The following is a 14083-nucleotide window of genomic DNA, read 5'->3' as shown; positions in this document are numbered from 1 at the left end:
GAGCATCGCGTCAGTTCGCTATCGTCACGATGACGAGAGGACGCCGCATGTCCGCTGAACAGTTCGTTGCGAACTTCATCGACTTCTGGGATCGGCCGTCCGTCGATCGAATCCCCGAGATTCTGCATCCGGACGTGGTGCTGACCCAGCCGCTGTCCCCACCGATGCACGGCATAGCCGCGGCGCAACGAGAGTTCGCACAGATCTGGCGATTCCTCCCCGACCTCCGGGCGCACGTCGACCGATGGCGCGGCGACGACGACGTGGTCTTCATCGAGTTCCGGTTGCTGGCGCACGTAGGACGCCACCGCATCGAATGGCCGAACGTCGACCGCATGATCCTTCGCGACGGCAAGGCGATCCAGCGAATGAACTACTTCGACCCCCTACCGGTGCTGCCCATCGTTCTGAAACACCCGTCGCTGTGGCGGCGCTGGTGGGTATCGGGCGCGGCACGCCCCTGGCGGACCGGCCATCGGATCGACGACTACCGAACCATCACCGGAGGCGACCCGGCGACGGTGCTGGATTGAAGACCGAGCCGATATCGACTTTGCGGCCGAAGGGCCTGTCGTGATCACAGATCGGGGCGAGGACGCTTTCGTGCTCTTGTCTATCGACAAGTACCTGCGACTGAAGGCCGACAGCCAGGACCTCGTTTCCCGGCTGAGCATGGACGACGAGATCGAGTTCGAACCGGCGCCGCTGCAGGTGGATCTGAGGGTCGCCGAACTGTGACTTCCCTCCTCGACACCAACGTCATCAGCGAGTCGCCAGCACGGTTATACGTCCCCGACTCACGGCCCGAGCGCGATGCGATGATCGCGGCCACGGCGGACGAGCACGGTATGACCGTAGTGACTCGCAACGTCAAAGACTTCGAGCCGATGGGCGTACCTGTTATCAACCCTTGGAGTCTCGCCTGACGATCCAGTCCCCACCGCTCCGCTCCGCGATCAGAGCCGGGATCAAGATTGCGCTGCAACCGAACTGGATCAATGTGCGCTGCGAGTCAGGCGAACCGATCGCTACGCCACCTTCCCAGCTTCAGGCACAGGCGCCATCCAGCTCCCCGATGCACACCCGCCGGTTGCAGGCCACGAAACGAACAAAAGGTCCGGCTCGAAAGCCGGACCTTTTGTTGTGAGTGGAGCTAAGGGGACTCGAACCCCTGACCCCCACACTGCCAGTGTGGTGCGCTACCAGCTGCGCCATAGCCCCGTGTTCAGTTGTTTCAGCGGCTCTCGCTGCTGCCTGAATGAAGTTACACCATGCGTCTGAGAGAGAACAAATCGGCTGGTAGACGGCGAAAATGTGGGGTTACGGGCGGGGGTGCAGTGGCCGGTGGGGCGGGAAGGATCGGCTGGTCAGGGGTAGAATGTGCCGAACCTCACGCGGGGGCTCAGGGGGCCAGGTTCACTACCCAGTTCTCGTCTTGCCAGTCGATCTTGGTGGTGCCGTCGTAGATCGCGGGGGTGGCGGCCTTGTTGCCGGTGCGGGCGTCGAGGTCGGCGAGGTTCTTCGCGGCGGCGGTCTTGGCTGCGTCGGACTGGGTGCCGTTGTTGATGCAGGCGGCGACGGATTCGGGGGCGCCGGATTCGGTGGCGATGGTGGCCAGGGCGGGGTTGCTCAGGTCGGAGCCGCCTTCGGATGGCTGCTTGTTCGTGAACAGGGTTTCGTGGAACTTGCTGTAGGTGGGCCCTGAACCCGTTTGGGCGACACAGAGATTCGCGGCCGTCGCGCGGGTGGAGTAGTCCTTGCTCTTGGACTGGGGGTCGAGGAAGGTGACGAGGTGGTAGTTCACCGCGAGCTTTCCTTCGTCGATCTTCTGGGCCAGTTCCTGGCCGTAGGCGGTTTCCATCGCGCCGCAGGCGGGGCAGATGGGGTCTTCGAAGATGTCGATCGTCCTGGGGGCGTCGGGGCGTCCGAGTCGGATGACGCCCTCGGGGCTGGTGGTGACCTGGACGGCGGCCTCGCGGACGGGGCCGTAGCCCTCGTTGCGGACGGCGGGCGGCGGTTCCGCGCTCCACTTGTAGGCAGCGAACACGATCAACCCGATGACGACGACCGCCACCGCGGCCAGCGCGTAGGTGGTGTTGCTGGAAACGGGGCGCGGATTGTGCGAAGAACCGGCTGTGCTCACCCGTCCACTCTGCCTCGAGTCGCCGGCGGCGCGCCGCGCGGGCACACCGAAATGGCGCTGACCTGCTATTGCGGCTTGTGGTAATCGCTGGGTCGACCGGCGGGAACCATGCCGTCACGCACCACCGGCTTACCGTCGGGGCTGCCGTCGCAGGCACATTGCGGGTCGATGCCGTCGCCCGCGTGGTCGGGGTGCTCCGGATCTTCGGGGTGCGTGATCTGTGCGGGCTCGGGAGTGAATACCCACACGGCCGCCGACACCGCCAGCACCGCACCGGTCACGGCCATACCCACCCCGAACGACGTGCGTTCGGCCAACCAGCCGATCACGATCGGACCGAGCACGGTGCCCAGATCGGCCGACATCTGGAACGCGGCCAGCACCGGACCGCCGCGGGCCCGCGACCCGATCACATCCGCCAGCGCGGCTTGCTGCACCGGGCTGAACATCCCCGAGCCCAGACCCGCGATGAACGACGCGGCGAAGAACCACGGCAGTGTCGGCGCGAAACCGAGCGCACCGGTGCCGAGCGCGCAGATGACGGACCCGGCGATCAGGAACGGTTTCCGGCCGAGCCGGTCGGAGAGCCTGCCCGACGCGAACAACACGGCCGCGTTGCCCGCGGCGAACACCGTCAGCGCGACGCCCGCCATGCCGACTTCCTGATGCAGCGTTTCCACGACGAGCAACGGGACGAATGCCATCCGCACACCGAACACCGCGATACCACCGGCGAAACTCGACAGCAGCACCGCCCGATAAGCAGGCTCGGCCCACCCTTGACGGAAGGTGAATTCGGCCGGCTTCGCGCCGTTTTCGGGCGCGAGCACCGGCGATTCGCGCAGCCCGGCGAACACGATCACACACACCACGAGCAGCGCGGCCATGTAGATGACGAACGGCGCGCGCAGCCCGAATCCGGCCAGACTGCTGCCGACCAGCGGCCCGAGCAACGACCCGATCAGAAAACTGGTCGAGTAGACCCCCGAAACCCGGCCGCGCGCGGCGGGCGGTGACACCCGGATGATCAGCGCCATCGACGACACCGTGAACATCGTGGACCCGATGCCGCCGAGCGAACGCAGCACCAGCAGTTGCCAATACGTCTGCGCGAGCGCACATGCCCCGGTCGACAGCGCCACGATCACGATGCCCGCCAGATACACCCGCCGCTCGCCCAGCTTCTGCACGAGCCGACCGCTGGCGGGCGCGAAGAGCAACCGCATCAACGCGAACGCGCTCACGATCGCCGACGCCGCCGCGATACCCACCCCGAATTCGCGGGCGTACTGCGGCAGCACGGGCGCGACGAGACCGAACCCGAGCGCGATCACGAAGGCTGCCGCGATCAGTACCCAGATCTCGGCGGGTAGCCGGACTTTGGCCGGAGCGCTCACTCGGTCAGCGCCTGGTTCACCATCTCCTCGGCCGCGGCCTGTACCTGGGTGAGATGCTCGGGGCCGAGGAAGGACTCGGCGTAGATCTTGTATTTGTCCTCGGTGCCCGAGGGACGTGCGGCGAACCAGGCGTTCTCCGTGGTCACCTTCAGTCCGCCCAGCGGCGCTCCGTTGCCGCGCGCAGTGGTGAGGATGCCGGTGATCTCCTCGCCCGCGATCTCGGTGCCGGAGACGGCCTCGGGAGTCAGACGCGCGAGCTCGGCCTTCTGCGCGCTGGTGGCGGCGGCATCGATCCGCGCGTAGGCGGGGCTGCCGTATTGGCGTTCCAGTTCGCCGTACCTGGCAGAGGGAGTCTGGCCGGTGACGGCGGCGATCTCGGCGGCGAGCAGGGCCAGCAGGATGCCGTCCTTGTCGGTGGTCCAGACGGTGCCGTCCATCCGCAGGAACGACGCGCCCGCGCTTTCCTCACCACCGAATGCCAAACTGCCACTGAACAATCCGGGCACGAACCACTTGAACCCGACCGGGACCTCGTACACGTCCCGCCCGAGCACGCCGACCACACGGTCGACCATGGAGGAGGTGACGACGGTCTTGCCGATCTTGGTGAGCGCGTCCCACCACATCCGGTTCGCGACCAGGTATTCGATCGCGACGGCCAGGAAATGGTTGGGGTTCATCAGGCCACCGTCGGGGGTGACGATGCCGTGCCGGTCGGCGTCGGCGTCGTTGCCGGTGGAGATGTCGTAGTCGTCCTTGATGCCGACCAGGGCCGCCATGGCATGGCGTGAGGACGGGTCCATCCGGATCTGGCCGTCGCTGTCGAGGGTCATGAAACGCCAGGTGGGGTCGACGAACGGGTTGACCACTTCGAGCTCGAGGTCGAAACGCTGGCCGATCTCCTCCCAGTAGTCCACGCTCGCGCCGCCCATCGGGTCGGCGCCCATCCGGATGCCCGCGCCCCGAATCGCGTCCAGGTTCAACGCGTTCGGCAGGTCGCCGACGTACTGGTCGAGGTAGTCGTAGCGCTGGACGTGGGTGTTCATCGCCTGATCGAGCGAGACTCGTTTGACCCCGGCCAGACCGCCGCGCAGCAGTTCGTTGGCGCGGGCGGCGATGGCGTCGGTGGCCTTGGTGTCGGCGGGGCCGCCGTGCGGTGGGTTGTATTTGAAGCCGCCGTCGCGCGGTGGATTGTGCGAGGGGGTGACCACGATGCCGTCGGCCTGATGCTTGGTACCGCCACGATTGTGGTTCAGGACAGCGTGGCTCAGCGCGGGCGTGGGTGTGTAGCGGCCGCGGGCGTCGATCACCGCTGTGACGTCGTTGCCCGCCAGGACCTCGAGCGCGGTGGTCCAGGCGGGTTCGGACAGGGCATGGGTGTCGCGCGCGAGGTAGACCGGGCCGGTGATGTCACGGGTGGCGCGGTATTCGACGATCGCCTGCGTCATCGCCATGATGTGGGCCTCGTTGAACGCGCCGTCCTCGCTGGACCCACGGTGACCCGAGGTGCCGAACACCACCTGCTGGCTCGGCTCGTCCGGATCGGGGACGAGGCTGTAGTACGCGGTGACCAGGTGAGCGATATCCACCAGGTCGGTCGGGCGGGCGGGCCGTCCGGCGCGATCGTGGGCCATGGTGGGTGTTCCCTTCCGTGTCGGCTGCGCGCGGCTGGTCATGAGAATCATGCGCACAACCACTGGGTCAGGGACGCGGCGGCATACACCGCGGCCAGGCTCGCCGCGACGCTGATCGCGACATTGCCCACGGCGTACACGTAAGCGCCCTCGGTTACCAGACGGACCGTCTCGTAGCCGAACGTGCTGAACGTGGTCAGCGCACCACAGAAGCCGGTTGCCGCGAATGCCAGCAGCGCACTGCCCACACTCGCGCCGATCAGACCCCCGAGCAACGCCGAACCGACAATGTTAACGGTTAGCGTCCCCCAGGGCAGCCCAGTCGGAAACCACGCCGACATCTGCCGGTCGATCAGGTACCGGGCGGGTGCCCCGAGCATGCCACCGACCATCACCAGCGCCACCGTCATGCCGCGCCTCCCCCTGTGGGAGCCCACATCTCGACCATCGGATGGCCCCCTTCCGTCGTCGAATTCATGTGAACCCCCGCCGCGCGACCCAGCGGGTCGCGCTCATGGCGACTGCCACGGCACCGAGCGCCGCGAGCACCGACAGGCCGAGATAGGCGACCGCCGTGCCCGTCGCACCGGTGCCGATGAGTCTACGAATCTCGAGGCTATAGGTGGAGAAAGTCGTGAAGCCCCCCAGCACACCGATTCCCAGGAACGGCCGCACGAGTTTCGGTGCTTCCCACAGTTCGGTGACCACGACCATCAGCACCCCGATCGCGAAGCAGCCGAGCACATTCACCGTGAACGTCGACCACGGGAACCGGCCCGGGAGTACCGGCCACCAGTACGCGACGCCGAAACGGGCGGTGGCACCGAGCCCGCCACCCACCGAGATCGCCGCGAGGACGGCCGGATCGAGCGCCGGGGGCCGCGATGCCATGCGTTGCCCTCCCGTCGGCCGATCCGTGTGGTGGTCGTCGCTCATGGTATCGAGACCCACCGACATCCGGGCGGGCGGTGCGCTCGTGGCAAACTTTCAGCAGCCCGTACCGGCGAACGACGATGGCCCGAACCGATTGTCGGTCCGGGCCATCGTCGTTCAGTTCTGCGGGATCAGTGCGCCAGCACCGGTTCGCCTTCGGCCGGGGCGGGCACCGTGTTCGGCATGATCGCCGCGATCACGATCGCGCCGAGCACGAAAGTGGCCGTCGCCCACCAGAAGCTGGTGGTGTAGCTCTCGATCGCGCCCTGCGCCATCGTGAGCGGGCCCGGCTGGTGCGAGGACACGTAGTCGGTCATCGCCGAGGCCGCGATGGTGCTGAGCAGCGCGGTACCGATGGACCCACCGACCTGCTGGCTGGTGTTGACCATCGCCGAGGCGACGCCGGCGTCCTCGTGCTGCACGCCCGCCGTCGCACCCTGGAACGCGACCGACATCGCACCACCGAGGCCGAGGCCGAGCAGCACCAGCGCGGGCAGGATATGGGTGGCGTAGCCCGAGTCCAGACCGATCCGGGTGAGCCACAGCATGCCCGCGGCGGCGACCAGGAATCCACCGCTGATGACGATCTTGGGTCCGACCTTGGGCAGCAGCAGCGACGGCGCGGTGGTCGAGGAGACCACCATGCCCGCCACCATCGGCAGGAAGGCCAGACCGGTCACGATCGGCGTGTACGCCAGGGTCAGCTGCATGTAGAAGGTGAGGAACAAGAAGATCGCGAACATGCCGATGCCCATGACGAACACGGTCAGGTACGACGCGCCGCGGGTGCGGTCGGCGACGATGCGCAGCGGCAGCAACGGATGCGCGACCTTGGTCTCGATCCAGACGAAGGCCGCCAGCAGCACGGCGCCACCGATCAGGAAGGCCAGCGTGGTCGGGTCGCTCCAGCCGTTGGACTCGGCGTGCGAGAAGCCGTACACGATGCCGAACAGCGCGGCGGTGACGGTGACCGTGCCGTACCAGTCGAGCTTGGGACGCGAGGTCGACGTGTGCTTGGCCAGCAACAGCACGGCGCCGACGAGCGCGACGGCGGCGAAGATCAGGTTGACGTACATCGCCCAGCGCCACGACGCCCATTCGGTGAGAACGCCACCGAGCAGCAGGCCGATCGCACCACCGGCACCGGCGACGGCGCCGAAGATGCCGAACGCCTTGGACCGCTCACCGGGTTCGGTGAAGGTGACCGTGAGCAGTGAGAGCGCGGCGGGCGCGAGCAGCGCACCGAACACACCCTGGCCGACGCGGGCCGCGACGAGCATCTCGAAGCTGGAGGCCGCACCGCCGATGGCCGAGGCCACCGCGAAGCCGACGAGGCCGACGATGAAGGTGTTGCGGCGGCCGAACAGGTCGCTGAGCCTGCCGCCGAGCAGCAGGAGGCTGCCGAAGGCGAGGGCGTAGCCGGTGATGACCCACTGCCGGTCACCGTCGCCGAAGCCGAGGTCAGCCTGGGCCGCGGGCAGCGCGATATTGACGATCGTCGCATCGAGCACGACCATCAGCTGGGCGATGCCGAGTACGGCAAGCACCCACCAGCGCAGGGCGTGCGAGCCGCGGCGACCGGTATCCGCGGGGCTCTGCGGCCCCTTGTCGAGTGTGGTGGTCATAACTCCCCTAGTAGGTCTGCGGATGGTTTCAGGTGGCATAATCGGAGACACCGCCTCCGCTTCAATCGAAGCTACCAGAGTAACGGAGAAACAACCTCCACTTAATCCCCGGATTGATAGGATGTACTTGTGAATCACGCCACGACGACTGCCACACCACCCCGCAGATTGCGCGCCGACGCCGCACGCAATCAGCAACGCATCGTCGCGGCCGCCCGTGAGCTATTCGCCGACCACGGCCTCGAGATCACCCTCGACGACGTCGCCGAACGCGCGGGAGTCGGCGTCGGCACGGTGTACCGGCGCTTCGCGAACAAGAAGGAACTGATCGCCGAGGTCTTCGACCAGCACGTGAAGGACTTCGCCGACGCGGCCGACGCGGCCATGAGCAACCCGGACGCCTGGCTTGCGCTCGTCGAGTTCTTCGAGAGCGCGTGCAAACACCTGGCGACCAACCGCGGCTTCGGCGAGGTGATGCTCGAACTCGAGGAAGATCCGGCCCGTTTCGCCGAGTTGCGCGACCGGATCCAACCGGCGGTCGCGGGCATCATCGATCGTGCGCGCGCGGCGGGCGCGGTGGACCCCGATATCGCGACCACCGACTTCTTCGCGCTGATCCACATGGTCAATTCCCTCGCGGAGTTCGCGGCGCCGATCAATCCCGAAGTATGGCAACGGTATATGGCCATCGCACTCAACGGCGTCCGCACCGACGCGGTGCCGCGCAGGCCACTGCTGGTCGCGCCGATGACCAACGAGGAAGTCGAGCAGGCCAAGGCCGCCGGCTGCCTCGGACGTCGTCGCTGAGCCGAAACCTGCCCATCCAGTAGCGCGCGTCACAGTGCATCCTCTACTGTTGGACACATGACCAAGAGCACCTGGGTGAACTGGGCAGGCCAGCAGAGCTGCACACCCGCCGTCGTCGCCGCGCCGCGCGACGTCGAGGAACTGGCCGCGATCGTGATCGAATCGGCCGCCGCGGGGCGGACCGTGCGCGTCGCCGGGTCGGGACACTCGTTCACCGACGCCGTGCTCACCGACGGCACGCTGATCGACCTCAGCGGTCTGGACAAGGTTCTCGACGTCGACTCCGCCACCGGACGCGTGCGGGTGGAGGCCGGGATCTCATTGCACGCGGCGAGCCCGCTGCTGCACGGGCACGGCCTGGCCTTCCCCAATCTCGGCGACATCGATACACAGAGCCTCGCGGGCGCGACCGCCACCGCCACCCACGGCACCGGCGCCCGGCTGCGCAATATCTCGGCGGCACTGCACTCGGTAGAGGTGCTGCGCGCGGACGGCACCCGGGTGGAGCTCAACGAGCAGACCGACCCCGACGGCTGGAAGGCGGCGCGGGTCAGCGTCGGCGCGCTCGGCGTCGTCACCGCGGCCACCCTGCAACTCGAGCCGTCGTTCGTACTGGAGTGCGTCGAGCGGCCGGTACCGCTGGACGAGGTGCTCGCCGATATCGACGAATTCGCCGACGGCAGTGATCATTTCGAGTTCTTCGCGTTCCCGCACAGCGCCACGGCGATGACCAAGGCCATCGATCGCACGCAGGCACCGGAGCAACCGCGCGGCACGATGCGCGAGTGGATCAACGACATCCTGATCGCCAACCATGTCTACGACGGCATGTGCAAGCTCGGTCGGCGAATTCCCGCCGCCATCCCCCTGATTCACCGCGCGGCCACGCTCGCCGGGAGCAACAACCGGCAGGTCGACCGTTCTTATCGCGTGTTCTCCACCCCGCGGCTGGTGAAGTTCAACGAGATGGAATACGCGATCCCGCGCGCGCACGCGGCCGAGGCGATTCGCGAGATCCTCGCGCTGGGAAGGCAATTCGGCACTCCGATGCCGATCGAGGTGCGCTGGGTCGCGCCCGACGACGCCTTCCTGTCCCCCGCGGGCGGACGCGACACCTGCTACATCGCGGTGCACCAGTATCAGGGCATGGTGTGGGAACCGTACTTCCGCGCGTGCGAGGCGGTCTTCGACGCCTACGACGGCAGGCCACACTGGGGCAAACGCCACTTCCAGACCGCCGAGACACTGCGCTCGCGCTACCCCGACTGGGACCGGTTCACCGCGGTGCGACGCCGCTTCGACCCCACCGGTGTATTCGCCAACGACTACGTGCACCGGGTACTGGGCTCACTCGACTGACGTCCTCGCCGCGCGGACACTGCTCGGACAACCTGGTCGCCGGTTCGTCCACACCCACCCCCGCCGCAGCGCGCTGATGGAATGATGACGGATGATATCCGAAGCGCCACAAGCACTTCGCCCCTGCGCCGAAAGGGCGACCATGGCCCACACTCCCAGCGTGTTGTTCGTCTGCGTCCACAACGCGGGCCGATCACAGATGGCGGCGGGTCTCCTGCGCGCCATGGCCGGTGACCGGATCGAGGTGCGCACCGCGGGCAGCGAACCGGCCGCCGCACTGAACCCCGCCGCGGTGGTGGCCATGGCCGAGATCGGGATCGATATCGCGGGCGCACGGCCTGCCGCGCTCACCGACGACGTCGTCGGGCTCTCGGATGTGGTGGTCACGATGGGATGCGGCGAGGTGTGCCCGTATTTTCCGGGGATCAGCTATCGCGACTGGGTGCTGTCGGATCCGGCGGGTCAGCCCATCGAGGTGGTGCGCGGCATTCGCGACCACCTGCAGATCCTGATCGGCAATCTGATCGCCGAACTGCTGCCGGTACCCGCCCGCTGACACGTCCGATTCGTTCAAGACGCACCCACGATCGAGTGTTTACGCTGCGAATATGACTCCACAGCTTGATGTCGTGTCCGTTGTAGTTTCCGATATGGCCGCTTCGGTGGCCTTCTACCGCAGGCTGGGACTGGTCTTCCCGGACGGCGCCGAAGCCGAGGGCCATGCCGAGGCCGTGATCGGCGGCGGCCTTCGACTGGCACTGGACACCGAGGCGACGATTGCCTCCTTCACGCCCGATTGGCAGCCGCCGACCGGTCCCGGCCGCAGCAGTCTCGCGTTCCGATGCGCCGATCCGGCCGAGGTCGACAAGCTCTACGCCGAGCTCGTCGACGCCGGCCATCACGGCGAACTCCCACCGTGGGATGCCTTCTGGGGTCAGCGCTACGCCTCGCTCGCCGACCCCGACGGGCACGGAATCGACCTCTACGCGCCGTTGCCCGCCGAATAGGACGACCAGTCGTGGGGGTCGCGCTGACGCTGCTGATAGCGGCCGAGCATCTCGCGGACCTCGTCGCTGACCGGGGGTTCTCCGGTGAGCCTGGTCCACAGGTGCGCGTCGTGGTCGGTGAGCGTCACCGGTCCCGACGCGGCCACGTCGACGACGAAGGTGAACTGCCTGGTGCGGGCGCCCGCACCGGTCAGGTAGTCGAAATCGCCGAGGTAGTCGCTGACTCCGGTGACCTGCAGCCCGGTTTCCTCCGCGACTTCGCGGGCCAGCGCTTCGTCGAGTGCCTCACCCGGCTCGACGACGCCGCTGGGCAACTCCCACCGGCCACCCAGGAAATCCGATCGTCGGCGGCGCAGAATGAGCACTCGCTGATGGCGGACGACGACCGCGCCGACGACAAGCCGGCGGATTTCGTCTCGTTCTGCCTCGATACGGAGCGTGGAGTACACGGATTCGTCGATCATCAGGTCACATCCTCTCGTCGGTGTTCGGACTGGACTGAGCACTTGCGACGGGGCGTGCACTAGTGAGCCTAAACCTTCCGTCACGCTGTGCCGAATGAGACTTTCCGGGCGGTGAGACGCCCGGTCAGCGGGTTTGCAGGGTGCGCACCGAGCATCCCGCCAGGTCACGAACCTCCCTGGACAGGTGCGCCTGGTCGGCGAAGCCGGTCACGGCGGCGATGTGCGCCGCCGGAATTCCGGTGCGAAGCGCCGCGAGCGCACGTTGAAATCGGAGAATACGGGCCAACATCTTGGGTCCGTAGCCGAAGGCGAACAGGGAACGCCGGTGCAGCATCCGGGCCGACATGCTCGTCCGAGCGGCGGTTTCGGCGACCGTCGCGCCCGCCGAGAGAGCATCGACGACAGCGGTGAGCGCCGGATCGGCAGGGCCGTTGTCGGCGGCGAATCGTAATGCGATCGCTTCCAGGGCAGCAACGCGGTCGGGCGCGTTGTCGATGCGATCGACGAGTTCGCGGGTGGTGCGCGACGGTGCGATCTCGGCCAGATCGACCCGCTGGTTCAGCAGTTCTACCGCCGGAACCCCGAGCAACGTGGGCGCGCTGCCCGGCGCGAATCTGACGCCGACGAATTCTCGCGCCCGCGCGGTCGGTGCGAGAAACGCGCGGCTGTCCGGACCCGCCACCATCAGCGTGCCCTCGGTCCAGATCAGATCCATGCAACCATCGGGGAACACCGTGACGGGACCGGTGGCGGCGGGCATGGTTCGCGACCAGACCACCGCTCGGTCCAGCCGTGATTCGCGTTCCCGGTATTCGGCCACACTTCGACGGTAGTCCCGCCCACCGACAGGTAGCTGCCGCACCATGATCACCCGGTCCGTAAGATCTGACGGCACGACGTTCGGCTCGGCAGAGGGGTGCCAATGCAACCGACAGCATCAGTGCGGGGTGGACGGCCGCGGGTGGCGGGATTTCCCGGTGCGGACATAGATATCGAGCCGGACATCTGGTCGGGGGCGTTCGTCGACGACGACCGGATCAGGGCGCTGGCTGTCGGTGCGTATTACGGGCGCAGCTGGGGCGCGCAATGCGACGGCGTCGCGTTCCTCCCGGAGGAGCCCGACAGCGCGTCGACGCGGCGGGAGACCGCGATCGAAGGACTGCACGAGTCGTGGGGCGTCGACAACGCCGAGGACGCCCACGACACCGTGCGGCGGCTGCTGGCCGGGATGCACGCGCCGCTGTTCGAACTCGTTCATCCGCTGGCCGTCATGGCCGCGACCGACACCGGCCGGGTCGATCGGTCGGGATTGGCCGACGAGCATCGCGAATTCCTGCACACCCTTTCGGGTTTCCGTGGCTATCGCGGGCCCGCCGGGATCGATCGCGACTACGACGCCTGGCTACAGGCCATCAAACTCGGCATCACCGACAGCCTGCCGACGCCGCTGCAGATCGACGCCACCGCGTGGGATCTGGCACGGCTGGTGTTCATCGCCCGCGCCGCGTGCACGGCCGGATACCTGACCGAGGACGAGGCGTGGGAACACATGCTGACCGGGCTGGATCGGGCGCGTCAGCACTATCGCAACTGGCGCCAGTTCGGCGACGGGTTCCTCACCGGTGCGATCTTCTGGGCGGCCACGCAAGATCTGTCGGCCGCGAAAAGCCAAGTGGCCGAACGTAGGCGGATGATCGCGGGGCTGCACCTTCGACCGTCGAGTCCGTGGCGGCGGGTGTCGCTGCATCCGGGTGCGCCGGTGTTCAGCCCGGCATCGTCAGCATGATGCCGACGGCTTGACGGCGGAACGGATCGTCGTCGACCATGCCCAGTTTGCGGCGTTCCACCAGCAGTTGCCATTCGCCGAAGAGGTCGGCCGAGCAGGGCATCGACTGGGTGATGGATCCGTCGACGTGCTCGATCTCGCAGGCCAGACGCACGGCCTCGGTGATGCGCGTGAAGTCGGCGGGTTCCCAGTCGACGAAATCGAGATCGGCGCCCGCTCCCGAGATCCGCAGCGTCGCGACCTGTCCGGGGGCGGTGAGCACTTCGGCGCCGGTGAGGACCGAGACCGGAAATTCGTAGACCGCCCACGCGGACACGAACAACAGGCGCAGCGTGGTGATCGCGACCAGGCCGGGAGCGCCCTCGTGGCCCGCCTGGGCCAGTTCGAGAACGTACTCGTCGGGCCGGGCGCAGCCGTGCAGGATGTCGATCTCGCGTAAGGAATTGCCTGCGTGCCGCATTCGGCGTGCGGCCGCCGTGACATCGGGGCGCTGCGGGCCGTTCGAACCCTGCACCGAGTGCGGTGGAACGAGATTCGGGCGGGGCGGGAACACCCTGCGTAGGCTGACCAGGTCGCGTTCGACCGCCCTGATCAGCGCCTGCGCCTGTTCGCGTAGGCCGGTTTCGAGGAACACTGGCACCGGATGACGATCCGTCGGCGCACCGTTCACCACGAACTGCGCCGACCGGAAGAACAGCAGCAACGCCATCTGCCCGTCGTCGGTGTTCGCGAGCGCGATCCTGCCCAGTTCGGCCACTCCGACGTCGAGCGCGATCTCGTTGTCGGCGCGCAGCGGCGTCGTCACCAACCGCCCGTCCGCGTACCGGACCGCGACTCGCGCACCCCATACTTCGATCAAAGCCACGTCCCTCCTGGCCTGCCCCGCATCGGTGGATCCTACCGAGGGGCCGTCGCGGGCTGGGCGATG

The 14083-nt window shown here is 67.4% G+C and carries 17 protein-coding genes and 1 tRNA gene; 8 read left to right on the top strand and 10 right to left on the bottom strand.

All coding sequences use genetic code 11. The features are described from left to right. Window positions 1-47 precede the first annotated feature (47 nt). Genes ACWFRF_RS16735 through ACWFRF_RS16725 form a run of 3 tightly spaced genes read left to right on the top strand, consistent with a single transcriptional unit; the run spans window position 48 to window position 926 of the window. Complete coding sequence (locus ACWFRF_RS16735; RefSeq protein WP_379314499.1) at window positions 48-533, top strand: nuclear transport factor 2 family protein; 486 nt, start codon at window positions 48-50, stop codon at window positions 531-533. Then, the gene (locus ACWFRF_RS16730) at window positions 475-738 is read left to right on the top strand and encodes a type II toxin-antitoxin system prevent-host-death family antitoxin (RefSeq protein ID WP_452450988.1); all 264 of its coding nucleotides are present in this window, start codon (window positions 475-477) and stop codon (window positions 736-738) included. The genes ACWFRF_RS16735 and ACWFRF_RS16730 overlap by 59 nt, the downstream gene beginning before the upstream one ends. Beyond that, the gene (locus ACWFRF_RS16725; RefSeq protein ID WP_452450749.1) at window positions 735-926 is read left to right on the top strand and encodes a hypothetical protein; all 192 of its coding nucleotides are present in this window, start codon (window positions 735-737) and stop codon (window positions 924-926) included. Before ACWFRF_RS16730 ends, ACWFRF_RS16725 begins: the two co-directional genes overlap by 4 nt. 222 nt (window positions 927-1148) lie before the next feature. On the opposite strand, the gene ACWFRF_RS16720 is transcribed toward ACWFRF_RS16725, so the two are convergent. The 7 genes from ACWFRF_RS16720 to ACWFRF_RS16690 form a co-directional block, all read right to left on the bottom strand. Next, a tRNA-Ala gene (locus ACWFRF_RS16720) sits at window positions 1149-1221 on the bottom strand. Window positions 1222-1402: 181 nt separating this feature from the next. Beyond that, window positions 1403-2143, bottom strand: a complete 741-nt coding sequence (locus tag ACWFRF_RS16715; protein ID WP_452450747.1) for a DsbA family protein — start codon at window positions 2141-2143, stop codon at window positions 1403-1405. A gap of 65 nt (window positions 2144-2208) precedes the next feature. Continuing rightward, complete coding sequence (locus tag ACWFRF_RS16710) at window positions 2209-3540, bottom strand: MFS transporter (protein ID WP_452450746.1); 1332 nt, start codon at window positions 3538-3540, stop codon at window positions 2209-2211. After that, complete coding sequence (gene pgm, locus ACWFRF_RS16705; RefSeq protein ID WP_379314503.1) at window positions 3537-5174, bottom strand: phosphoglucomutase (alpha-D-glucose-1,6-bisphosphate-dependent); 1638 nt, start codon at window positions 5172-5174, stop codon at window positions 3537-3539. Before pgm ends, ACWFRF_RS16710 begins: the two co-directional genes overlap by 4 nt. Before the next feature lie 47 nt (window positions 5175-5221). After that, complete coding sequence (gene crcB / locus ACWFRF_RS16700; RefSeq protein WP_378991409.1) at window positions 5222-5584, bottom strand: fluoride efflux transporter CrcB; 363 nt, start codon at window positions 5582-5584, stop codon at window positions 5222-5224. 64 nt (window positions 5585-5648) lie between these two features. Further along, window positions 5649-6065: a fluoride efflux transporter FluC gene (locus tag ACWFRF_RS16695; RefSeq protein ID WP_378991407.1), complete on the bottom strand. Its 417-nt coding sequence runs from the start codon at window positions 6063-6065 to the stop codon at window positions 5649-5651. 173 nt (window positions 6066-6238) lie between these two features. Next, on the bottom strand, window positions 6239-7732 hold the full coding sequence (locus ACWFRF_RS16690) for an MFS transporter (RefSeq protein ID WP_378991405.1): 1494 nt from the start codon (window positions 7730-7732) through the stop codon (window positions 6239-6241). 129 nt (window positions 7733-7861) lie between these two features. Between ACWFRF_RS16690 and ACWFRF_RS16685 the strand changes: the two genes are divergently transcribed. From ACWFRF_RS16685 to ACWFRF_RS16670, 4 genes are all read left to right on the top strand, one after another. After that, window positions 7862-8539, top strand: coding sequence for a TetR/AcrR family transcriptional regulator (locus ACWFRF_RS16685; RefSeq protein WP_378991403.1), 678 nt, complete (start codon window positions 7862-7864; stop codon window positions 8537-8539). A 57-nt stretch (window positions 8540-8596) separates the two neighbouring features. Next, window positions 8597-9898: a D-arabinono-1,4-lactone oxidase gene (locus ACWFRF_RS16680; protein ID WP_452450743.1), complete on the top strand. Its 1302-nt coding sequence runs from the start codon at window positions 8597-8599 to the stop codon at window positions 9896-9898. Window positions 9899-10040: 142 nt separating this feature from the next. Beyond that, window positions 10041-10454: an arsenate reductase ArsC gene (locus tag ACWFRF_RS16675; protein ID WP_378991400.1), complete on the top strand. Its 414-nt coding sequence runs from the start codon at window positions 10041-10043 to the stop codon at window positions 10452-10454. Window positions 10455-10506: 52 nt separating this feature from the next. Next, the gene (locus tag ACWFRF_RS16670; protein WP_452450741.1) at window positions 10507-10905 is read left to right on the top strand and encodes a VOC family protein; all 399 of its coding nucleotides are present in this window, start codon (window positions 10507-10509) and stop codon (window positions 10903-10905) included. Here the strand turns inward: ACWFRF_RS16670 and ACWFRF_RS16665 are convergent. Both ACWFRF_RS16665 and ACWFRF_RS16660 read right to left on the bottom strand, forming a co-directional pair. Next, window positions 10881-11369 carry an NUDIX hydrolase gene (locus ACWFRF_RS16665; RefSeq protein WP_378991399.1) on the bottom strand — a complete coding sequence of 163 codons (489 nt, stop codon included), beginning with the start codon at window positions 11367-11369 and terminating at the stop codon, window positions 10881-10883. The genes ACWFRF_RS16670 and ACWFRF_RS16665 overlap by 25 nt on opposite strands. Before the next feature lie 124 nt (window positions 11370-11493). Then, on the bottom strand, window positions 11494-12189 hold the full coding sequence (locus ACWFRF_RS16660; RefSeq protein ID WP_452450739.1) for a helix-turn-helix domain-containing protein: 696 nt from the start codon (window positions 12187-12189) through the stop codon (window positions 11494-11496). Between the two features lie 141 nt (window positions 12190-12330). Here ACWFRF_RS16660 and ACWFRF_RS16655 point away from each other — a divergent pair, with 141 nt between their 5' ends. Continuing rightward, on the top strand, window positions 12331-13155 hold the full coding sequence (locus ACWFRF_RS16655) for a DUF1266 domain-containing protein (RefSeq protein WP_378991397.1): 825 nt from the start codon (window positions 12331-12333) through the stop codon (window positions 13153-13155). Here the strand turns inward: ACWFRF_RS16655 and ACWFRF_RS16650 are convergent. Continuing rightward, entirely contained in the window at window positions 13133-14020 is an 888-nt protein-coding gene (locus ACWFRF_RS16650; protein ID WP_452450737.1) for a hypothetical protein, read from the bottom strand. The genes ACWFRF_RS16655 and ACWFRF_RS16650 overlap by 23 nt on opposite strands. Between the last annotated feature and the right edge of the window lie 63 nt (window positions 14021-14083).

The organism is Nocardia sp. NPDC055165 (assembly GCF_053606985.1).
The sequence above is the reverse complement of the archived record's forward strand: the minus strand, read 5'-3'. Positions and strand labels throughout refer to the sequence as shown.

What these genes read in the sequence shown, in the direction of transcription:
- crcB (WP_378991409.1), bottom strand. Translation starts at nt 5,584, where the DNA reads ATGACGGTGGCGCTGGTGATGGTCGGTGGCATGCTCGGGGCACCCGCC.
- ACWFRF_RS16670 (WP_452450741.1), top strand. Translation starts at nt 10,507, where the DNA reads ATGACTCCACAGCTTGATGTCGTGTCCGTTGTAGTTTCCGATATGGCC.
- ACWFRF_RS16680 (WP_452450743.1), top strand. Translation starts at nt 8,597, where the DNA reads ATGACCAAGAGCACCTGGGTGAACTGGGCAGGCCAGCAGAGCTGCACA.
- ACWFRF_RS16735 (WP_379314499.1), top strand. Translation starts at nt 48, where the DNA reads ATGTCCGCTGAACAGTTCGTTGCGAACTTCATCGACTTCTGGGATCGG.
- ACWFRF_RS16675 (WP_378991400.1), top strand. Translation starts at nt 10,041, where the DNA reads ATGGCCCACACTCCCAGCGTGTTGTTCGTCTGCGTCCACAACGCGGGC.
- pgm (WP_379314503.1), bottom strand. Translation starts at nt 5,174, where the DNA reads ATGGCCCACGATCGCGCCGGACGGCCCGCCCGCCCGACCGACCTGGTG.
- ACWFRF_RS16690 (WP_378991405.1), bottom strand. Translation starts at nt 7,732, where the DNA reads ATGACCACCACACTCGACAAGGGGCCGCAGAGCCCCGCGGATACCGGT.
- ACWFRF_RS16665 (WP_378991399.1), bottom strand. Translation starts at nt 11,369, where the DNA reads ATGATCGACGAATCCGTGTACTCCACGCTCCGTATCGAGGCAGAACGA.
- ACWFRF_RS16695 (WP_378991407.1), bottom strand. Translation starts at nt 6,065, where the DNA reads ATGGCATCGCGGCCCCCGGCGCTCGATCCGGCCGTCCTCGCGGCGATC.